The sequence below is a fragment of the Arsenicicoccus dermatophilus genome, from assembly GCF_046267915.1.
Taxonomy (GTDB): Bacteria; Actinomycetota; Actinomycetes; order Actinomycetales; family Dermatophilaceae; genus Arsenicicoccus; species Arsenicicoccus dermatophilus_A.
In genome coordinates this window covers 321,895-342,825 of sequence record NZ_CP176520.1, presented here as the reverse complement: position 1 = coordinate 342,825, position 20,931 = coordinate 321,895, and the positions used below count along the sequence as shown (strand labels likewise).

The 20,931-nt window shown below is 69.3% G+C and carries 13 protein-coding genes, 1 tRNA gene and 2 pseudogenes; 7 read left to right on the top strand and 9 right to left on the bottom strand.

Annotated elements, in window-relative coordinates; all coding sequences use genetic code 11:
* The first annotated feature begins 20 nt into the window (after positions 1–20).
* Positions 21–1,127, top strand: coding sequence for a hypothetical protein (locus tag ACK2IS_RS01935; RefSeq protein WP_409484480.1), 1,107 nt, complete (start codon positions 21–23; stop codon positions 1,125–1,127).
* A 42-nt stretch (positions 1,128–1,169) separates the two neighbouring features.
* Here ACK2IS_RS01935 and ACK2IS_RS01930 read toward each other — a convergent pair whose 3' ends face one another.
* The 7 genes and pseudogenes from ACK2IS_RS01930 to ACK2IS_RS01900 all read right to left on the bottom strand — a co-directional run.
* Entirely contained in the window at positions 1,170–2,891 is a 1,722-nt protein-coding gene (locus tag ACK2IS_RS01930; RefSeq protein WP_409484479.1) for an alpha/beta hydrolase, read from the bottom strand.
* A 49-nt stretch (positions 2,892–2,940) separates the two neighbouring features.
* Complete coding sequence (locus tag ACK2IS_RS01925; RefSeq protein ID WP_409484478.1) at positions 2,941–3,519, bottom strand: YdcF family protein; 579 nt, start codon at positions 3,517–3,519, stop codon at positions 2,941–2,943.
* The gene (locus ACK2IS_RS01920) at positions 3,512–4,981 is read right to left on the bottom strand and encodes a sugar transferase (protein WP_409484477.1); all 1,470 of its coding nucleotides are present in this window, start codon (positions 4,979–4,981) and stop codon (positions 3,512–3,514) included. The genes ACK2IS_RS01925 and ACK2IS_RS01920 overlap by 8 nt, the downstream gene beginning before the upstream one ends.
* Positions 4,982–5,386: 405 nt before the next feature.
* A complete protein-coding gene (locus tag ACK2IS_RS01915; RefSeq protein WP_409484476.1) occupies positions 5,387–6,361 on the bottom strand; it encodes a WcbI family polysaccharide biosynthesis putative acetyltransferase in 975 nt (324 codons plus the stop codon).
* Positions 6,362–9,137: 2,776 nt separating this feature from the next.
* Positions 9,138–9,425 (bottom strand): annotated as a pseudogene (locus tag ACK2IS_RS01910) (integrase core domain-containing protein); the annotation flags it as partial.
* 4 nt (positions 9,426–9,429) lie between these two features.
* A complete protein-coding gene (locus ACK2IS_RS01905; protein ID WP_241450126.1) occupies positions 9,430–10,848 on the bottom strand; it encodes an IS30 family transposase in 1,419 nt (472 codons plus the stop codon).
* 73 nt (positions 10,849–10,921) lie between these two features.
* Positions 10,922–11,811, bottom strand: a pseudogene (locus tag ACK2IS_RS01900) (IS3 family transposase); the annotation flags it as partial.
* Positions 11,812–12,516: 705 nt separating this feature from the next.
* On the opposite strand from ACK2IS_RS01900, the gene ACK2IS_RS01895 reads away from it, so the two are divergent.
* Together ACK2IS_RS01895 and ACK2IS_RS01890 are read left to right on the top strand one after the other, a co-directional pair.
* Positions 12,517–13,878 carry an MFS transporter gene (locus ACK2IS_RS01895; protein WP_409484475.1) on the top strand — a complete coding sequence of 454 codons (1,362 nt, stop codon included), beginning with the start codon at positions 12,517–12,519 and terminating at the stop codon, positions 13,876–13,878.
* Positions 13,879–14,210: 332 nt separating this feature from the next.
* Entirely contained in the window at positions 14,211–14,999 is a 789-nt protein-coding gene (locus tag ACK2IS_RS01890; protein WP_409484474.1) for a tyrosine-type recombinase/integrase, read from the top strand.
* Positions 15,000–15,132: 133 nt separating this feature from the next.
* Here the strand turns inward: ACK2IS_RS01890 and ACK2IS_RS01885 are convergent.
* Positions 15,133–15,205: transfer RNA gene (locus ACK2IS_RS01885), tRNA-Arg, on the bottom strand.
* An 87-nt stretch (positions 15,206–15,292) separates the two neighbouring features.
* Entirely contained in the window at positions 15,293–16,048 is a 756-nt protein-coding gene (locus tag ACK2IS_RS01880) for a WecB/TagA/CpsF family glycosyltransferase (RefSeq protein WP_409484473.1), read from the bottom strand.
* A 186-nt stretch (positions 16,049–16,234) separates the two neighbouring features.
* Between ACK2IS_RS01880 and ACK2IS_RS01875 the strand changes: the two genes are divergently transcribed.
* The 4 genes from ACK2IS_RS01875 (at position 16,235) to ACK2IS_RS01860 (ending at position 20,918) form a co-directional block, all read left to right on the top strand.
* Entirely contained in the window at positions 16,235–18,031 is a 1,797-nt protein-coding gene (locus ACK2IS_RS01875; protein ID WP_409484472.1) for a phosphoenolpyruvate carboxykinase (GTP), read from the top strand.
* Between the two features lie 166 nt (positions 18,032–18,197).
* The gene (locus tag ACK2IS_RS01870) at positions 18,198–18,932 is read left to right on the top strand and encodes a response regulator transcription factor (protein ID WP_409484471.1); all 735 of its coding nucleotides are present in this window, start codon (positions 18,198–18,200) and stop codon (positions 18,930–18,932) included.
* A complete protein-coding gene (locus ACK2IS_RS01865) occupies positions 18,932–20,371 on the top strand; it encodes a sensor histidine kinase (protein WP_409484470.1) in 1,440 nt (479 codons plus the stop codon). The genes ACK2IS_RS01870 and ACK2IS_RS01865 overlap by 1 nt, the downstream gene beginning before the upstream one ends.
* Positions 20,372–20,441: 70 nt before the next feature.
* Positions 20,442–20,918, top strand: coding sequence for a cupin domain-containing protein (locus ACK2IS_RS01860; protein ID WP_409484469.1), 477 nt, complete (start codon positions 20,442–20,444; stop codon positions 20,916–20,918).
* Positions 20,919–20,931 lie beyond the last annotated feature (13 nt).

Below are 20,931 nucleotides of genomic sequence, written 5' to 3'. Positions count from 1 at the left end.
GCTGACTAGGATCGCTCACCATGGCTGATCCCGCTGATGCACCCGTCCCGCCGTGGCCCGAGCCGCGGCGGCGGTCCCCGCGTGAGCCGTGGCCGAGAAGGGCCTCCGCGACGACGGCCCTGCTCACGGTGCTGCTGCTCGTCGGGTGCTCCGAACCGGCCCCACGCCACGAGCCCACCGCTCCCGGTCGACGACTTCTCGCCGCCGGCCAGCAGTCAGGCTTCCGGGTGGCCGGGCTCGACCCCGACTCGCCCGATGCCCTGGCCGACTTCCGTCGTGACGTGGACCGGCTGGTCGCGCTGCACCAGCAGTGGATCCGGTATGACGTGCCGTCCTGGGTCATCGCACCCCGCGGGACCGCCACCACCATCGAGTGGGACGACGCGGCCGTCGAGGAGCAGCGCGAGGCGATCCGGTATGCGAAGAGCCGTGGCCTGAAGGTCATGATCGTCACGTCCGGGGCTCCGGACTGGTCGGCGCGGTTCACGACCGAGGAGTACGTCGCGGCGTCCCGCCGCTACTGGGCGGGCCTGCGGGAGGCTGTCGGCCCGTGGGTGGACGTGTGGCAGGTCTTCAACGAGGCCGACACCACCCACCACCGGACCTTCACCAAGGTCTCCCCCACCCCGGCCTATCTCGAGCAGCTGCGGACGCTGCTGGGCGTCGCCCGCGACGTGCTCGCCGGCGGTGACGGTGGTCGCCCGATCACCACGAACGTGACGGGATGGCCGTGCGACGCAGCCGCGGCCCGGCGCTGGCAGAGCTACTTCTCCGTGCTGGGGGAGTATCTCGACGTGGTGTCGGTCGATGCCTACCCCGGCACCGACAGCGCGCTCGTGGGGGCACTGCCGGGGCACCTGGCAGAGCTCGCGAGGGAAACCGGCAGACCCGTCTACCTCACCGAGTTCGGGCTGCAGACGGCACCGGGGACCTTCTCCGCGGCGCAGCAGGAGCGCGCCTATCTCGAGCTCCTGGCGGCGGTGGCGCACGCCGAGGTGCCCGTCGTGCTGGCCTACGAGCTCCGAGACACGGAGCGCCCTCACGCCCCGGCAGGCTTCGGCATCCTGACCGCCCAGGGTCAGCCCAAGCCCGGATACCCGGCCGTGGCCGCCGCCATGGGCGGTTGACGACGGCCGCTCCCGGGCGCAGGCCAGGATCGACGGCGCCCCTCAGAGGGCCCGGGCGGCGGAGTCGTCAGCACACCGCTGCGCTCCCAGCTCCTGGCGGAGCACGGACAGCGCGGTGCGACGGGAGGCCAGGGCGAGCAGGCTGTGGTCCAGAGCGGGCCAGCGTGTGGCTCGTACGAGGATTCCTCGGACCGCGAGGCGGTGGAGGGACTGCCTGCCCCGCGCCGCGAGGAAGTAGCCCGCGTCCTCGTCCCCGAAGTGCAGATGGAACTCGGTGGCAGGCGACGCTCGCCGCCACAGGTCTGCGGGGAACTGCACCAGCTGTGCTCGCGACAGGCTCCGCCAGGCGACGAGAGGAAGCCTCCTGCCCATGGGGACGGTCACCGACTTCACGATCCGCTTCACCGAGCCCCACCACGGCTTGCCCGCACCTGCGCCGGGGGCCTCCGTCGTCGAGCCCTTCTTGCCGTTGACGCGGGCCGTGAGCTGAGCCTTGCGCTCCAGCCGCTGGTAGAAGCCCAGCCCTGGCTGCCAGGCGGCGTTGTTGAAGGCGATCACGCGATCGAGGTCCTCGAGGGCAGACGCCATGGCGAACATCCAGCCGGCGATGCACAAGCCCGTTCCGGTGACCCGGCTGCCGGGCTGGCGCTCTCTGGCCCACCGGATCGCCTGCGCGACGTCGGTGGCGGCGTCCGACCGGTAGGGGTTCGGCTCCGCAGGCTCTCCGGGATCGCTCAGCTCCCCCGCACCCCTGCGCTCGCAGCGCAGCGTGGCGACACCCAGCGGCGCCAGCTCGACCGCCGCCCGCGCCCAGAGCCCACCCGGCCCGGTCTTGGACTCCGCCCCTCCCGCCGTGACGACGGCGGTCTCGCGGACGGCTCGTCCGACGGGGACGGTCCAGACGCCGGGCAATCGGTCGGGGCCTACCTCGACCCATTCCTCCTGCACCTCATCGCCGGTTCCGTCCGGTCGTCGACAGGTCGACAGCGGCGTCCAGACGGGGGACGGAAGGGCAGGATGCTGGACGTGGGGCTCCACAAGGTCGCAGATCTGCTGGATCTGCGACCTGGGGGTCTGGGCGAAGTGGGGCTCGCCGGCCCAGAAGGGTGCGTCCGTGGACGTCGGCTCGACGCTGCACCACCCGGCGTCCTCGTCCGGCAGCGCAAGCGCCCGCAGCGACGCGGCCTGGGCATGGCTGACGTCCCATCCCAGCACCTCGACCCGGTCGGCGTCCGCCGGTGGCAGGTGGCCACCCACCCGTCGCATGACCATCTCGGCGCGCAGCCACGTGGACCCCTTGACGGGGGCCCAGGCGATCTTGGCGCCGTCCCAGACGTCAGGGGTCTGCGCGGCCACCGAGGCACCCAGACGCAGGCCCACGACGCTCAGGGGGACCCCCGGGACCAGGTCGCGCAGCCACCGCGCCACCCCCTCCAGATCCGTCACCCACTGGCGTGCCAGGTCCTCCTCGGTCCGGACCGCGGCAGAGTCCCCGACCCCGCTGAGGTCGGGGCGGCACACCACCAGTCCCTGCCTCGTCAGGGAGACCGCCAAGGCACGCAGCGACCGGAAGGACACCGTCACCTCGCGTCCCGCCGAGGGGACGAGAACGACTGCTCCCCGTACCTCGCACGCCGGCAGATGCACCTGCACCGCGAGGTGTCGATCCGCCACCGGGATCCAGGTAGGGACGCTGCGAGCGGCATGGTCCACCGTCGACGCACCGTGCTGCTGCTGGTTGCTGCTCATTCCCCCGACTGACACGCGGTCAGGCTACACACAACCCGTAGGGCTGGCTGGAGGTAGACGGACATCAGCAGCCCGGAAGGCCGAGGGCCTTCACAAAGGCTCCGGTCTGGTAGAGATACATGTACGCGGCGTCATAGGAGTCGCCCGAATCAGTCATCCTCACGTCCCCGTCGTAGCACCTGGACACCAGGAGCCGCGCACGTGAGAGCTGGGGGCCGAAGGTCACCACCCGCACCGAGCTCCACCCGTGCCGCCGGGCCAGCTCCCTGACGGCCCGCGCCTCCCCCTGGGTGGTGGCCGGGACCGGGTCGAAGCAGAAGACGGGATAGCGGACGTGACGGTCGTCGCAGACGGCAGGACGCTCCCCTCCGAGGTCGGCGGGGTGCGCGGAGACCACCAGGGCTGATGCCTGGCCACGCCGGACGAGATCCTCTCCCAGCCGGACGCGACGGTCCGTCGAAGGTCCCAGCACCACGACGGCGTCCGTGCGCGACGGCCCGTCCACCCGAGGGTGGAAGATGGGGATCGCCGGAGCGGCGAGCACCAGCGCAGCGGCCAGCGCCACCAGCGCCCGCGACCGTCCGCGAGCGACCCGCCGGTCGTGAGGAGATCGGACCGACCCTCGCGCCACCTGCTCAGCCACCCGCGCCCGTCACGACGGCGCTGACCGTCCGCAGGATGATCTTCACGTCCAGCCACAAGGACCAGTTCTGGATGTAGTAGTTGTCGAACCGGGCACGGTCGGCGATCGAGGTGTCACCACGCAGACCGTTCACCGCGGCCCACCCGGTCAGCCCGCACGGCACGCGGTGACGAGCGCCGTACGACGGATACATCTCCTGGAACTGGCTGACGAAGTAGGGCCGCTCCGGCCGAGGGCCGACGACGCTCATCTCGCCACGCAGGATGTTGATCAGCTGGGGCAGCTCGTCCAGGGAGGTCTTGCGGATGAACTTCCCGAACCTGCTGACCCGCTTGTCGTTGGCGATGTTCCAGTTGGTCTGGGACTCGGCCTCGTTCACCGGACGCATGGACCGGAACTTCATGACCTGGACCGGTCGCCCGTCCACGCCCACCCGCTCCTGGCGGAAGATGATGCCCGGGCCGCCGTCGAGCCGGACGCCGAGGGCCAGCAGCGCCATGACCGGTGAGAGGACGAGGAGCGCCAGGCCGGACATCAGGATGTCCGCCAGCCGCTTCACCCGCCACATCGGGGAGCGGTATGCCGCCCGGCGCAGCCGCACCAGGGGGACGCCCCACACCGTGTCCATGTCGCCCTCGACGTGGTGCAGCTCGAACAGACGGGGCACCACGAACAGCTCGGCCTCGAGCCGGTCGCAGGTGCGGATGAGGGGCACCATGTCCGACTCCTTCATGGCGGAGAAGGCGACGATCACGACGTGGATCCGGTGCTCGACGAGGGTCTGCTCCAGCAGCTCGGGGTCACCCAGGACGGGCAGGGTGCTCACCGAGTCGACGACCTTGGGATCCGCGTCGAGGAAGCAGTAGGGGCGCAGACCGTACTGAGGGTGGTCCTGGAGGAGTCGGGCGAGCTCGTGGCCGACGACGCCGGCACCCAGGACGAGCACCCGGTGCCCCACCCGTCCGGACCGGCGCGCCCAGCGGATGACGGCGTAGGTCACGGCCCGGCCGAGGATGATCAGGGTGAGGACGAGCCCAGGCAGCAGGAGCAGCTCGGGCTCGGAGGTGACGTCGGAGATGGGCCGGTCCTCCAGCGCCGCTCCCGTGATGGCGACCAGAGAGCAGGCGATGACCCACCGACCCGCGATCGCCGGCAGGTCGTCCAGGACCGCCATGTTCAGCCGTGAGTCGTACAGCCTCGACCCGAGGAAGAGGCCCACGATCAGCAGGAGAAGCAGGAGCGCCGGTCGAGGTGAGGCGCCGCTGCCGAGCCACCCGAGCAGGCATGCGGTCACGTCCGCGGCGAGAGTCAGGGCACCGACACCACGCACCCGCGTCCACAGGGTGGGGCGGTAGGCGTTGAGCTCCGGGTCGCTGAGGATTCGCGGCCGTGGGCGAGGGTGGGGCTGAGGGTCGCCGGGCGTCGCAGCGCGTCGCCCGCGACCGTCCACAAGGTCAGTCATGGGTATCTCTTCTGGCCTGTCGTAGCCGTCCGTACGCCGAACCGCGCCGGATCCGAGTCCCCTCCCCGGTCCTCACGCCTAGCGTTCCGCACCCACCTGGACAGGGGGTGACGTTCCGTAGAACTCCTCCTACACACCGCCCTTTCGGAGGAACCTGATCACTGCGTGCAGCCGTGGTGCTCGCGTTCGCCCACGCGCTGGTCCGGCCCGGTCGACCACCTGGATCTCGGCCCCGCGGTCGACGCGACACCGCCGGTGAAGCCCTCGGCCGCGATCGCCGCCTCGGTCTCGTCACCTTCCCCGGGCGCCCTCGGCCGGGGACGCCGGCCCACCAGCGAGCTCGGAACCGGCCGGCGGGTCACCCACGTGGCTGCTCGGGAGCCACGTGGGAGCGGAGCCCGCGCGTCAGATCAGGCCAAGGGACCGCAGCGTCTCCCGGTGACGGCCGATTGTGGCCTCGACGACGTCGGGGTGCTCCTGCAGCCACGCCAGGTGGGCCTCGTGCACCACCTCGTGGTCCAGCGGCTCGCCCCGGTGGGTCCACGTCGGTCGCGGCTCCGCGTCGACCCCCAGGGCCGCGAGGACCTCCTCGTCGAGCGGGGCGAAGATCTCGCGCAGCAGGGTCCGCCCAGGCTCGCAGGCGTCGACGGGCACGCCGACGGCCTCCTGGAGGCGACGTGCGATGCCGACGAGGACCGTGTTGCCAGGGTGGTTGACGACGTGCGCGGCGTCCACGCCCGCGCCCGCGATCAGGTCGCTGGCGACGACGGTGCCGTGCTCCTGCTCCTTGGAGCGCAGGAACTCCACGGAGGCGCGGGCGATCTCGCGCACCCCCTCGGCGGGCACCAGGTGCCGGGGGCGCTCCCCCGTGGCGGCGGTGACCAGGGTGCGCAGGTCCAGGTAGGGGACGACGGGCGGGTCGCCGTACGGAGAGCGCGCCTCGACCTGCCAGGGATACAGCCCGTTGTAGCGGTAGGACGGAAACAGGACGACCTGGGCACCTCCCGGCACCAAGGACGCGAGCTGGGCCGTCCCGAGCGGCAGCTCGCGATAGTCGTCGCGCACCGGCTGCGCCACGAGGACGTCCGCGCGGGCGAGCAGGGAGCGCAGGTGGGGCAGGTCGTCCTGCTCGAGCTCGAAGATCGGCGGCACCCGCACGGCCTGCACCGCCTGGGAGGGCGCCTCGGCGAGCAGCACGCGGATCGACTCGGCCTGGCAGTTGCCCACGACGGCGACGACGGGTCGGTCGTCGGCCACGAGCTCCCGCTCGCCGTAGAACTCGCCGTAGTGCAGCCGCCGCCCGTCGACGGCGTCGACCGGGCGGGCCGAGTCGGGAGCGGGCTGGTCGGTCACGGGGGCCTGGGCTGCGTCGTCGCTCACGCGGCCAGCGTAGGGGCGTGGACCGACATACCGGCGCGTAACCAGGAGGCGATCGGTTCGGGGCAGGCGAAAGGCCCCGGTCGGGTGGCCCGGGGCCTTTGCTTCTGTCCCAACACAGAGCGCATCCGAAGGGATTCGAACCCCTCACCTTCTGATCCGTAGGCGGAACCTCCGCCCCGCACCCCTGCTCGTTGAGCACGACGGCGGCCCTTGTGTCTCTTCGCTGGCGTGGCTTTTGCGCCGGGCGGCGGACCGCGTTGCTGTCACCGCTGCTGTCAGGCCCGGAGGGGCGCCTGCCCCGCATGGCTCTCCCCGTGGGGCATCTCGTCGGGTCGGCGCGTCAGCCGTGATCGTGCCTGCCGCGGGGTGGCAAGCCCCTCGTGTCGAAAGGCCGGCTGTCGCATGTGCGGGAGCACGTACCCCGGCCCCGGATGCAGCTCGGGCTTGCCGCCCCGCGGTGGGTGCGATAGCCCGTAGGGGCCGAACCGATGGGGTGCCCCTGGTGAGCTCCTCCCCTATCTCAGAGGAGAGGCCGGGGGTTCGGGGGCGGAGCCCCTGAGTGGTGAGGACTTCTGGACGTTGAGCGGCCCTTCGGACCTGACCGGTTCCGGGGGCCGCTTCGTCATGTGTGGGCCCGGGGAGTCTGCGGTGGCCGAGCGCGAGAACGGCCGCCAGGCCGCAGCGCAGCGCCGGCCGCCGCAGGCGGACGGGCCCGCGCGCCGAAGGCACGCCTTGAAGCAGTACAGAAACTCCTCACTGGCGGCAGACGGATCACATCTGGCGAGGCGGACCAGATGTGGAGAGACCCGGTCGGCATGGCCTGTGACAGTGCATGGATGGGAAGCGGACGAGGACGGCGGCGACCCCCGCCCCGAAATCATAATCTCCACGCCTTGTAGGGCTGGGGCATGACCTCAGTAGCCCCAGCTAGGCATAAACCTCGGACGCCGCCTCCTTAGAACCCTCCGGTGGGGCGTAGCGGAGCTAGGCACCAGAAAGGAAACGTTCGCACTATGCATTTCCTCCCAGGCTTTCGATTCTCCCCAATTTGCTGGAGAGCACCAACCTTGATGACGCAACTCATATGCCAAGAGCCAGTCCTGTGAATCGAGAGCGTCGCTCCTCTCGGCCCGAGCCACGGCGCTATTCATGTCAACGTCACCCAAGAGCGAGGATCGCTCGAAGAGCGCCTCTGCAAGAAGAACAAGCGAGCAATTGTCAGACATTTCAGACACGGCCCTGGCCGTTCCTGCGTCCAATGGCAAGGATAAATCCCGAAGAATCGTCAGGATCCATGAAACTTCGTACCCATGATCGTACCTTGCGTGATATTCGCAGGAGAGATTCAGCGTCTCTGCAATTCGATCTTGGTCCAGCTTTAGGCCTCGCCCCATGGCAAAGAGGAGGATCTCGTAGGCATGCGCTAGCGTGCTCGACTCTTGCGACACGGCCGCGAGGACGAGGTCGCGATAGACAGGCCAACTCTTCTCTCCGGCAGGGAAGGGATCGCAACTCTTAATGGCGTAACTCAGTACGCCTTGCGTCGGATTGTCTCGTCTAAGTTGGAAGGCTTTGGCGAACAAGTCAACGACGTCATTGGCAAGTTTTTGATCACTGTCATCCCGGAGGCGCATCTGCCGAAGATCCGCTACCCAGGGAGTGTGTGGAGGGATTAAGCCGTCGTAAACAGAAACTTTCGCTGGATTGAGCGATAGTTCATAATCAGACAGGTACCGTTGATATGTTGCCAGAACATCGTGCGCCTCCGTTAGCGACTCACTATAGAACGTCATGTCATCAACAATTCTTAGGCCGCGCCTAGCTACGTTTGGGTACTCTTCACATAGCCTTGAATCGATGGGCGCGAGCAAGACCTCAGCGATGAGCCATGACGTATCGGGGCCGATTGATATCCCGACCGTCTGACCTGCCCTGGAGTTCCTCAAGCATTTATCTATGGACGCGCCGAGCCCCTTCCCTCGAATGTCCTTCTTGGCTGCCTCCTTTCCGCGAATCGCCCAATCTACGGCGTGTGTATATATGGATGCATAGAAGTGATTTATGTCCGTGAGAAGTGTAGCCCGCGCGCCTGGCATTTTCGCACTTGCGACAGACGGCTTCTCGCTTAGACGATGCAGTGGCTGCACCGCCCTCCCACTCTTAACGTGTCGAGCGCGAACCGGGCGAGAAAGGCTGATAGGACTTCTTCTCGTTAACCTCTGCAGCTCAGTCCAATTGTCTTCACACAGTTGCACGAGTGCTTTCTGTGCCAATGGGTTGGGTATCTCGGTGGATCTCCGAACACCCCCCGCGCGTGCGAGGCTGAAGCGGACGGGGCTGCACCAGTGGTTCTGCCTCTGATCGGTGAGACTCGCAGCAATTCGGGCGAATGGAGCTGAGGAAAACGAGGGGGGGATCTCCTGTGGAAGGTAGCCGTGACTCAGGGCCCTCTGTAGATGCATTTGCTCAGGTTAGGTGGGTTGGAACTGGCTGCCCGGCAGGCACACCGGAGACACGTGTCGCGGATGGATTCTGATGCAGAAGGCGCACTGCCGTGGTGGGGTGACATGCAGGGCTGAGGAAAGGTCGTCGGTCAAGGCTGTGACCTGGACCGGGGCGGTGTCGTGGTCGGCGTGTCGGGCCGGACGGGTGTGGCCTGTGGGGCTGGGATGGGAGTTCCTACACAACCGTGCCAGCCTGAAGACCACACCCGCCATCTTCCCCAACGCCGCTGCGGGACTGCTGTCGTTCTGGTTGACGGTGGTGGTGTGGTGTTTCAGGCCGTGTGAGCGGTCTGGTTGATGGTCTCAAACTCGATGGGGGTGAGCTTGCCGAGGGCTCGCTGCCGGCGTCGGCGGTGGTAGGTCTTCTCGATCCAGGTGACGATGGCCAGGCGTAGCTGGTCACGGGTAGCCCACCGCTGCTGGTTGAGGACGTTCTGCTGCAGCAGGGCGCAGAACGACTCCATGGCGGCGTTGTCCGCGCTCGTCCCGACCCGCCCCATCGACCCGGTCAGGCCGTGCGCTGTCAGCGCGGACACGTAGGTGCGGGCACGAAACTGGGCGGGTTCAACCGGTCGATGCAACACCGGCTTGTTCCAGCGATCGTAAGTGCTCGCCGAGCACTTCTGCGGGTGTCTTCCATCCGAGGACCTTGCGGGGCCGGTTGTTCAGGGTGTACGCGATGGCCTGTAGGTCGGTCGCGGTCCAGCGGGACAGGTCGGTGCCCTTGGGGAAGTACTGGCGCAGCAGCCCGTTGGTGTTCTCGTTCGTGGGCCGCTGCCAGGGCGAGTGTGGGTCGGCGAAGAACACCCGGGTGCCGGTCGCCATCGTGAACGCGGCGTGCCCGGACAGCTCCTTGCCGCGGTCCCAGGTGATCGTCGTGCGCAGCTGCTGCGGCAGGTCGCTGATCGCGGCCGTGAGGGCCTGGTTCATCGCGACGGCGCCGTACCCGCCCAGTGAGGTGCCGTTCTTGGCCGGGGGCTGCTCGCCCCACCCTTCCAGCCGGGGTAGGTGGACCAGGATCGTGGCGCGACTGTGCCGCTCGACCAGCGTCCCGATCGCCGAGCGGCCCGTCCCGATGATCAGGTCGCCTTCCCAGTGCCCCGGCACGGCCCGGTCGGCGGCCTCAGGCGGCCGCTGGCTGAGGACGACGTCGGGGGTGACGTGTCCCTGGGCCTTGTTCCGGGACCGCTCGCGCGGGTGACGCAGCGCTCGGCCGGTACGCAGGCAGGCCACCAGCTCGCGTCTGAGCGCGCCACGACCCTCGATGTACAACGCCTGGTAGATCGCCTCGTGGCTGATGCGCATGCCTTCATCATCGGGGAAGTCGATCGACAACCGTTGGCTGATCTGCTCGGGGCTCCACGCCCTCGACCAGCGCCGGTCAGCGCGTCGGGGCTTGTTCAACCCTTTCCACTCGCCGGCGTCCGGGCCGGCCACGACCGTGCCGTCCGGGTGGCAGACCTGCCCGGCGAGCCGGTCCTGGACGTAGGCGCGCAGCCGCGGGTTCGTGACCATCTTCGCGACCTTCGGCCGCTTGGCCGCTTCCTGAGCCTTCCACTGCGCCACGACAGCCCGGTACTCCAACCGATGACCACGGGTAACGGCGTTGCGGCGCAGCTCACGACTGATCGTGCCCGGGTCGCGCTGAAGCTGTCGGGCGATCGAGCGCACCCCCGCCCCCTGGGCACGCAGGATCGCGATCTCCTCACGTTCCTCGAACGACAGATACCGCCCGGACGGGGCACCAAGACTCAGCGGTGGCATCCCCCCAGCGTGACGAAACCACCGCATCCCCACCGGCACGGACACGCCCACCACCAACGCGGCCTGCGCGGTCGTGACCCCCGTCGCGATCACCCGCCAGAACTCCCGCTGCACCGCCCGCGACGGCTGCGGACGGCCCGGGGAACGCATCGGCGGCCGCAACGCCCGATCAGCACGCCACTGCCGACGCACCCCCTCGGGCACATCGCCGGTCCTCATGCTCCAATGCCCGGTCGCCACGACCCGCACCACCCTCCTGCTCAGGGTGTTGCGACGACCAGTTGAATCCGCCCTGGCTGCCGCGGTCCGAGTGGATGGTGCAGCCGGTCACGGCACGAGTGCCGCCCCTGCGCGTGACCGCCGTGGTCAGGGCGTCCACAGCGAGGCTGGTGGTCATGCGGTCGCTGATCGAGTACCCGACGATCCGGCGTGACCACACGTCCTTGACCGCGCACAGGTACAGCTTCCCCTCGCCGGTGGGGTGCTCAGTGATATCGGTGAGCCACAACCGGTTCGGGGCGTCCGCAGTGAAGTCACGCTCGACCAGGTCGTCATGGACCGGTGGTCCCGGACGGACCGCCCGGCCTCGCTTGCGCGAGTGCGCGCTGGTGATGCGCGCCTGGCTGCACAGGCGCCACACCCGTCGCTCGGACACCTCGTGGCCGGCCGCGGCGAGCTCGTCGGCGATGAACCGGTACCCGAGCCCCGGGTCGTCGGCGTGGACGTCCAGGGCCGCGTTGATCGCGTACGCGTCGACCAGGTCCCTGTCACTGACCGGGTCCGCGAGCCAGGCGTAGTAGGCCTGGCGGGAGAACTTCAGCACCCCGCAGGACACCGCGACCGGGACGCCATCGGCGGCGAGGTCGGTGACCAGCGGGAACATCATCTTGGGGACTGGCCCAGCCTCAGGTTCGCCTGTGACAGGTACGCGGCCGCGCGGCGCAGGACCTCGTTCTCCTGCTCCAGCAGGCGGATCTTGCGGCGGGCTTCCTTCAGCTCAGCGTTCTCCGCCGCGGTCGTACCGGGACGGACACCGGCCTCCACGTCGGCCTTCGCAAGCCACTGGCCTAGACATGACTCGCTGATCCCGAAGTCCTTCGCAATCTGAGCGATCGGCGCCTCGCCCCGACGCGCGACCGCGATCACGTCGTCACGGAACTCCTTGGGGTGTGGTGCCGGCATGCTGACATCCTTCCAGCAGGGCCCGAAGGCCCCACAAGTCGACTGTCAACCAAATCTTCAGCAGTCCCCACCACCACGTCCCCGAGCCCGCGCCCAACCGCTATCGATTCCGGGACCCCGCCCGGGACCGACGCCCACACATGCTTGCGGGTCCTGGCCCGCGCGGACGCGATCTTCTTCAACCGACCCGAGGTGACCTCGTCCAAGGTCCGCCAGGCCGTCGGCGCGGACGCCACCGGCCCCAGCACGTCCTCCTGGTGGCGTAGCACCGCGATGTCGCTGATCGCCTCGCCCCCATCGACGAGCATCGTCGCGACGTCCACCAGGACCCGCCCCCGGTCATGGACCGGCACGAACCCCCGCCGCGCCATCGCACCCGACAACCCGTCGGTCAGGCCCACCCTGTCCGCCAGCATGCGTACCGCCGCTGCGCCGGCGTGCCCCACGACACCGACACCATCACCGGTGACCACCAACCCCGTAGACCACGACGTACGCTTCACCTACCGAGTGCTTTCTGCTGGGCGACCTGGGACCTTAGACAAGCCCAAGTCTGCCCCGGTCAGGGAGCACTTCGGTGCATCCGGGCCACCTCACGCCCGCCCACACCATGAACGATCAGGGCTAAATGTGATCCGAGAGTCGCCAGAATAATTTCGTCGCCCGGGCTTCGCCTTGCTCGGTGTGATTCAGACAAGGACCCATATGCCCTGGAATAGGCTGCGCAACAACGCCGGCGGTATTTATATCTTCTTGCAGGCGGCATGGGCGCTCTTCTGGGCGCTTGCGTTCACGCTCTCCCTGGTCTTTCAGGTCGACGTGGCGCACCTGAGCCCGATGCAGCTGGTGCTAGTGGGTACCGTCCTAGAGGCCACCTGCTTCATCGCGGAGATCCCAACCGGCATCGTCGCCGACTTATACTCAAGACGCGCGTCGATCATCATCGGGCTCGCCATCCTCGGCGTCGGGATCAGCGTTGTCGGCGTCTTCCCCAGTTTCTGGCCAATCGTCGTGGCCCAGGTGGTATGGGGCGTCGGGTACACCTTCGTATCCGGTTCTTCCGAGGCATGGGTAACCGACGAGCTCGGCGAGGAGAATGTGCAGGCGGTGTTCACCCGGGGCCACCAACTTGCCCTTCTGTTCAACATCGTCGGAATCTTGGCGGCGGGCGCCGTGGCGCTGCTGACGGGTTCCATGCGGTGGTCGATCATTATCGGTGGTGCCGGATTCGTGGCCATGGCGCTACTTATGATCTTCATCATGCCGGAGACCGGCTTCCAGGCGACGCCGAAGGACGAACGTGAATCCTTTGCCCACATGGCCGACATCGCTCGCACCGGGCTGAACGCAGCGAGGAAACCCGGCGTGGTCCGCTCCTTCTTGCTCATCGGGCTGCTGACAGGGCTAACGAGCGAAGTCTTCGACCGGTTGTGGGTGGACCGACTGGCGCGCGACCTTACGCTGCCCCCCTGGTTCGGCGCCAACAGCCTAACCGTGTGGTTCACCGTGATCGCCCTCATCTCGTCCGCCGTCGGTCTGGTAGCGAGCGTGGCCGCGAACAAGCTCGCACCCAAGGCGATGACCGCGGAGCATCCGACCCGGGTGATGGCTCTGTTGTCCTTCTTCCAGGTGCTGGGCGTCGTGGTCTTCGCACTGGCAGGCAACGCCTGGATCGCGCTCGTCGGGCGGTGGGCACGAGCCGCTGCCACCTCCATCGGGACGCCGGTGCGCCGGGCCTGGCTGAATCGTCACGTCGACTCCAAGGCGCGCGCCACCACGGGCTCCATGATGAGCCAGGCTGACGCGCTCGGCCAGGTGGTCGGCGGCCCCGTCTTAGGCGCCCTCGCCGGAATCGCAGGGATCCCGGTCGCCTTGCTCGCCGCCAGCGCGGTGCAGTTGCCGACCGTCGCCAACTACCTGCGTTTGAAGCCCAACGCCACGGAGAAGGCTACCGACGCGGTCGAGGTAGAGACCTCCGGGGCAGAGACTCCTGGTGACGACCTGACCGATAGCCTCTCCGGTAGGGACTCCGAGCACCCCACGATCGATCCGCTGCGCCAGGAGTGAGGTAACTCCGCAGTTAGGAGTCGACCACCGGGGCGCCGGTGGTCGGCCTGCTGCGCTCCCGGTCGAGCACTATCGCAGCAACAACCAACTCGGATGTGGCGCTCCAACGGCCGACCAGCCGCCACAGGCGCACGTCATCCCCCTGTCGCCGGTCAACTAATAACCCGGCTGAGAATCGGCCGACAGCCTCGACGGTGACTATTGCGTCCTCGAAGCCTAGCCCCGGTCTTTCACTAGGGTCGTGAGCCGGTGCTCGGCTGGGGTTGAGGTTGTGATGCGGGGTCGGGGTGCGGCCAGGGGTCGGCTGGCGCTTCCGGGGCGACTCAGACCACGTGCGGGATCTGCTGGCTGCCACGGCTGCCAAGGGCGTCTCGGCCCGGACGGTGCAGCTCACGCGCGCCACGTTGCGGGTCATGCTTGCAGAGGCCGAGCGGGACCAGATCGTGCACCGCAACGTCGCGGCGCTTGTGCGCGGGCCTCGCGTCGAGCGGCAGGAGGTCGAGCCCTGGACGGCTGAGGAGGCCGGCCTCTTCCTGGGCTCGATGCGCGAGCACCGGCTGTATGCGCTGTTCGCGGTCGGGGTCTCCCTCGGGCTTCGCAAGGGCGAGCTGCTGGCGCTGCGGTGGGAGGACGTCGACCTGGTCGGGGGCACCGTGCGGATCCGTCGCACGGTCCAGCGGCTCGGGGCAGGGGCTGGCCTGGTCGTCGGGACCCCCAAGACGGCGCGGTCCCGTCGCACGATTCCCCTTCCGGCGGTGTGCGTGCAGGCGCTGCAACAGCACCGGGCGGCACAGGATGGGGAGCGTCGGGGCTCGGCGTCGTGGATGGATCCCGGGGTGGTGTTCGCGACGGGCAAGGGCACGATGATCGAGCCGCGTAACCTCAACCGGTTGTTCGACGAGCAGATCGCCAAGGCCGGGGTGCGTCGCATCCGCTTCCACGACCTGCGGCATACCTGCGCCTCGCTGCTGCTTGCTCAGGGGGTGCCGCCGCGGGTGGTCATGGAGGTGCTGGGGCACTCGCAGCTCGCCATCACGACGGACCCGTACGGGCATGTCCTGCCGACCGGACTGCGGGCCGCTGCCGATGCGATGGACGGCGTGCTGGGGGATGCGTCGTGATGGCCTACACGAGCCGCGTTGCTGTCATCGCTGCTGTCAGTGGCTCTTCCGCGGGCGGAACCACCGGGGCATGCGAAAAGCCCCGGTTCGCGTTTCCGCTGGCCGGGGCCTTTGCTTCTGTCTCAACACAGAGCGCACCCGAAGGGATTCGAACCCCTAACCTTCTGATCCGTAGTCAGATGCTCTATCCGTTGAGCTACGGGTGCAGTTCGTGCACTTCCCGAAGGGCCGTGCAACGAGGTACGACTCTACCGCAGGACTGGCGCACCCACGAAATCGGTAGGCCTGGTCGGCTAGCGGGCTGGTCGGTCGGTGTGCCGCACGAGCCGCAGCAGCGCCGGCGGCCCCTGCAGCAGATAGCGCCGTGCGAGGCGACGCGGCTCCCGCGAGAGGCGGTAGGCCCACTCCAGGTGGTGGTCCTGCCACCGCTGGGGAGCGCGCTCGACGGTGCCGGCGACGAAGTCCGCCGCCGCGCCGAAGGCCAGCAGCGCCCGGGCGCCCGACTCCACCCCGTGCTCGCGGATCCAGTCCTCCTGGCGCGGCTTGCCGAGGGCCACGACCACCACGTCGGTGCCGGCGTCCTTGACGATCCGCGCCCAGCGGGCGGCCCCCTCCGCGGTGGTGATCTCCGCCCGCTCCGGGGCCCAGGTGCCGGCGATCCGCAGGGTGGGGATGCGAGTGGCGAGCTGCTCACGGAGCGCGCGGTGCATGCCCGGCATACCGCCGAGGAAACCGACCGAGGCGCCCTCCTCCGCGGCCGCCCGCAGCATCGGCTCGAGCAGGTCGGCGCCGGTCAGGCGCTCGTGCCGACGACCGGTCACGCGCTGCGCGGTGAGGACGAAGGGGGCGCCGTCCATGAGGGTCAGCCAGCACAGGCCGCGGGCGGACCGGTCGTGCGACCCCGACGGGAACCAGTGCAGGTGATCGAGGTTCGCCGACTCGACGGCCAGCGGCTCCCCCTCACCGCGCAGCGCCCGGCGGTAGCGGTCCATCGTCTCCTGCTCGGTGGCGAGATCCACCTGGACCCCACCCATGCGCAGCTGCTGCACGTCCCGCACTCCCCTGGTCGTCGGCCGGCCCGGCAGAGCAACGGGCCGCTCCCCACTGTAGGCGCCAGGCGCCTGGTGTGAGGTTGCCCGCACCGGCCCGCCGCCACGTGGCCGGTGCCGGGGGCAGCGGATACGGTGACTGCACAATCTTGCCAACGACGGCATAGAAGGGATGGCCGGATCACGATGTCCACCACTCACCAGAAGCTTGCGGCCTGGGTCGACGAGATCGCCGCGCTCACCACCCCGGACGAGATCCACTGGGTCACCGGCACCGACGAGGAGGCCGAGCAGCTCAACCAGTCCCTCGTCCGGTCCGGCACCTTCGTCAAGCTGGACGACGCCAAGAAGCCCAACAGCTACTACGCCGCCTCGGACCCTAACGACGTCGCCCGCGTCGAGGACCGGACCTACATCTGCTGCAAGGACGAGAAGGACGCCGGGTTCACCAACAACTGGATGGACCCCGAGCAGATGAAGGCCATCATGCGCGACCTCTACCAGGGGTGCATGAAGGGCCGGACGATGTACGTCATCCCCTTCGTCATGGGCCACCTCGAGGCCGATCAGCCCATGTATGGCGTCGAGATCACCGACTCGGCCTACGTCGTCGCCTCCATGCGCGTCATGGCCCGCATCGGCGCGGAGGTGCTGCGGCAGATGGAGCAGACGCAGGCCGACTTCGTCGAGTGCCTCCACTCGGTCGGCGCCCCGATCGCCGACGGCGAGCAGGACGTGCCGTGGCCGTGCAACGACACGAAGTACATCGTGCACTTCCCCGAGGAGCGCGCGATCTGGTCCTTCGGCTCCGGCTACGGCGGCAACGCCCTGCTCGGCAAGAAGTGCTACGCCCTGCGCATCGCCTCCGCCATCGCCCACGACGAGGGCTGGATGGCCGAGCACATGCTGATCCTCAAGCTCACCAACCCCGAGGGCAGGACGCACTTCATCGCCGCGGCCTTCCCGTCGGCCTGCGGCAAGACCAACCTCGCCATGCTCGCCCCGACCATCCCGGGGTGGAAGGCCGAGATGGTCGGCGACGACATCGCCTGGATGCGCTTCGGGCCGGACGGCCGGCTGTATGCCGTCAACCCCGAGTTCGGCCTCTTCGGCGTGGCGCCCGGCACCGGCTGGAGCACCAACAAGTCCGCCATGGAGACCATCGAGCGCGGCAACTCCGTCTTCACCAACGTCGCGCGCACCCCGGACGGCGACGTCTGGTGGGAGGGCATGACCGACGAGAAGCCCGCCCGTCTCATCGACTGGAAGGGCAACGAGTGGACCCCCGAGTCCACCGACAAGGCGGCCCACCCCAACGCCCGCTTCTGCACGCCGATCTCGCAGTGCCCGATCGCCGCGCCGGAGTACGACTCCCCCAACGGCGTGCCGATCTCGGCGATCCTCTTCGGCGGACGTCGTCCCTCGACGATCCCGCTGGTCGCCCAGTCCCGCGACTGGGAGCACGGCACCTACATGGGCGCCACCCTCTCCTCGGAGACCACGGCGGCCCAGGCCGGCGCTGTGGGTGTCGTGCGGCGTGACCCGATGGCCATGCTGCCGTTCATCGGCTACGCCGCCGGTGACTACGTCAACCACTGGGTCGAGATGGGCAAGAAGGGCGACGCCGACAAGCTGCCCAAGATCTTCCAGGTCAACTGGTTCCGCAAGGACGACGAGGGCAACTTCGTGTGGCCCGGCTTCGGCGAGAACTCCCGCGTCATGGCGTGGATCGTCGACCGGCTCGAGGGCAAGGCCGAGGGCGTGGAGTCCCCGATCGGTGTCCTGCCCAGGCCCGAGGAGCTCGACACCGACGGCCTGGACCTGACCGACGAGCAGCTCAGGACCGCCCTCGCCTTCGACAAGGCCGGCTGGGAGGCCGAGATCCCGATGATCGAGGAGTGGTTCGCGCAGTTCGGCGACACCCTGCCCGCCGAGATGCGCACCCAGCTCGACGACCTCAAGGAGCGCATCGCCCAGGCGTGACACCACGCAGGGCCTGCACGGCGGCCCCTCCTTCGGGAGGGGCCGCCGTCCGTCATACCGGCGTCGGAGCACCCTGGGTGCTGGAGGTGTGCGTCATAGTGGTCGCACAGGATCACCACAGGATCACCCTGTGGCCCGCACAGGGAGGGCTCGCACGATGAGATCCATGAGCACGCACGCCCCCTCCGCCCCGGCCCTGCGCCGTCCGGACGGCTCCCCCGTCCGCGTCCTCGTCGTCGACGACGAGGCGAACATCGCCGAGCTGCTGGGCATGGCACTGCGCTACGAGGGCTGGGAGGTCCGCACGGCGGGCACCGGGCTCGAGGCGGTCCGGGCGGCGCGCGAGCTCAGGCCGGACGCGGTGGCGCTCGACCTGATGCTCCCGGACCTGGACGGCCTGGAGGTCCTGCGCAGGATGCGTCAGGAGGACCCGCACATCCCGGTGCTCTTCCTCACCGCCAAGGACGCCGTCGAGGACCGGGTGGCCGGCCTGACGGCGGGCGGCGACGACTACGTCACCAAGCCGTTCTCGCTGGAGGAGGTCGTGGCCCGCCTGCGCGCCCTCATGCGCCGCACCGCCGTGGCCGAGGAGGGGGGCTGCTCGGTGCTGACGGTGGGAGACCTGGTCATGGACGAAGACGCCCACGAGGTGCGCCGCAGCGGCGACGAGATCAGGCTCACGGCGACGGAGTTCGAGCTGCTCCGCTATCTCATGCGCAACCCTCGACGGGTGCTGTCCAAGGCCCAGATCCTGGACCGGGTGTGGAGCTACGACTTCGGCGGCCAGGCCAACGTCGTCGAGCTCTACATCTCCTACCTGCGCAAGAAGGTCGACCACGGCCGCGAGCCCATGATCCACACCATGCGCGGCGTGGGCTACGTGCTGAAGCCTGCCGGCTGATGCGCCCGCGCGACCGGTCCCTGGCGGCCACGCTGGTCGCCGGTGTCCTGGCGCTCTTCCTCGCCGTCACCCTGGCGATCGGAGCGGCGACGGTCCTCGTGATGGAGCGCCGGCTGACCGAGCAGGTCGACGGGCAGCTGGTCCAGCAGGCCCGGATGATCGACCACGGTCCCCGGGGCGGCCACGACGACGTCCCTCGCCAGTGCACCGACCGGCCGCCCGGCACCGGTGAGGGGATGCTGCGGGTGTGCCTGCAGGACGGGGTGGCTCGACCTGCGTACGTCATCAGCGAGGGTGGTTACTCCAGCCTGTCGGCCGACCAGGTGGCGGCGGTGAACCGGGCGGGGGTCGACGAGACGCCCCGCACCGTCTCCGTCGGCGCCCTCGGCGACTACCGCGTCGTCTCGACCTACCGCCCGGACCCGACCGGCGCCGGCACGACCATCGTCACCGGGATCCCGATGACCGGGGTGCGCCAGGCCCTCGGCGAGCTGCTGCGGACGATCACCCTCGCCTCGCTGACCGGGCTCGCGCTGACCGGGCTGCTGGGCACCTGGCTGGTCCGGCGCAACCTGTGGCCGCTGCGCCGGGTCGCCGAGACCGCCACCGCGGTCTCCCGGATGGACCTGGCCCAGGGCGAGGTGGCCCTTGCGGACCGGGTGCCCGCAGAGCTGACCAACCGGCGCACCGAGGTCGGCCAGGTCGGCCACGCCCTCAACACCATGCTCGACAACGTCGACGAGGCGCTGCAGGCGCGGCAGCGGTCGGAGACCCGGGTGCGTCAGTTCGTGGCGGACGCCTCCCACGAGCTGCGGACCCCGCTCGCCTCGATCCAGGGGTATGCCGAGCTGTCTCGCCGGGAGCGCGACCCCGTCCCGGCGGGGGTACGCCACGCCCTGGACCGGATCGAGTCCGAGGCCCGCCGGATGACCGGGCTCGTCGAGGACCTGCTCCTGCTCGCCCGCCTGGACGCGGGCCGCCCGCTCGAGCGGGCCGCCGTGGACGTCACCCTGCTCGTGATGGAGTGCGTGAGCGACGCCCAGGTCACCGCACCGGGTCACCGCTGGGAGCTGGCCCTGCCCGACGTGGCGGTCGAGACCGTGGGGGACGAGGCCCGGCTGCGGCAGGTGCTGGTCAATCTCCTGGCCAACGCGCACAAGTACACCCCGGCGGGCACCCGGGTGCTCACCTGCGTGAGGACCAGGGACGACGAGGTCCTGCTGCGTGTCCACGACGACGGGCCGGGCATTGCCCCCGAGCTGCAGCCCGAGCTCTTCCAGCGGTTCACCCGCGGCGACACCGCCCGCAACCGCGCCGCCGGCTCCTCCGGCCTGGGTCTGTCCATCGTCGACGCAGTCGTCCGCGCCCACGGCGGGGACGTGTCCCTGGCCTCCCGCCCCGGCGCGACGACGTTCACGGTGCGGCTGCCGCGCCACTGACCGGCCCCGGTCGGTGCCTCGCGCGTCGATGCGATAAGACTGGAGGACCACCGACCCTCCAGGAGGACCCATGGACATCGTCGACAACGGCCCCCGGCCCCACGCCTTCGACATCGAGACCGCCACCACCGAGAACGACACCTACCGCACCGTCGCCTGGACCGGCAAGTACCTCCAGGTCACCCTGATGTCCATCCCGGTGGGCGAGTCCATCGGCCTGGAGGCGCACCCCGAGACCGACCAGTTCCTGCGCGTCGACGCCGGCCGAGGCCGTTGCGTCATGGGCCCGGCCGAGGACGACCTGTCCTTCCAGCAGGAGGTCGAGGACGGCTGGTCGATCCAGGTCCCGGCGGGGACCTGGCACGACGTGATCAACACCGGCGACGAGCCGCTGCGGCTGTATGCCGTCTACGCCCCCACCCACCACGCGCAGGGCATCGTCCAGGCGACCGCTGCCGACGCCGAGCGGGACGAGGAGTCCGGCAAGGACGAGCCGCCGGCGTGGACCGTGCAGCCGGGGACCGGCGCAGAGGACCAGCACGCCTGACCGCCCGACGGGC

Excerpts from the sequence above, each read along its gene's own strand:
- ACK2IS_RS01935 (WP_409484480.1), top strand. The coding sequence starts at position 21 with ATGGCTGATCCCGCTGATGCACCCGTCCCGCCGTGGCCCGAGCCGCGG.
- ACK2IS_RS01860 (WP_409484469.1), top strand. The coding sequence starts at position 20,442 with ATGGACATCGTCGACAACGGCCCCCGGCCCCACGCCTTCGACATCGAG.
- ACK2IS_RS01905 (WP_241450126.1), bottom strand. The coding sequence starts at position 10,848 with ATGAGGACCGGCGATGTGCCCGAGGGGGTGCGTCGGCAGTGGCGTGCT.
- ACK2IS_RS01920 (WP_409484477.1), bottom strand. The coding sequence starts at position 4,981 with ATGACTGACCTTGTGGACGGTCGCGGGCGACGCGCTGCGACGCCCGGC.
- ACK2IS_RS01895 (WP_409484475.1), top strand. The coding sequence starts at position 12,517 with ATGCCCTGGAATAGGCTGCGCAACAACGCCGGCGGTATTTATATCTTC.
- ACK2IS_RS01870 (WP_409484471.1), top strand. The coding sequence starts at position 18,198 with ATGAGCACGCACGCCCCCTCCGCCCCGGCCCTGCGCCGTCCGGACGGC.
- ACK2IS_RS01865 (WP_409484470.1), top strand. The coding sequence starts at position 18,932 with ATGCGCCCGCGCGACCGGTCCCTGGCGGCCACGCTGGTCGCCGGTGTC.
- ACK2IS_RS01875 (WP_409484472.1), top strand. The coding sequence starts at position 16,235 with ATGTCCACCACTCACCAGAAGCTTGCGGCCTGGGTCGACGAGATCGCC.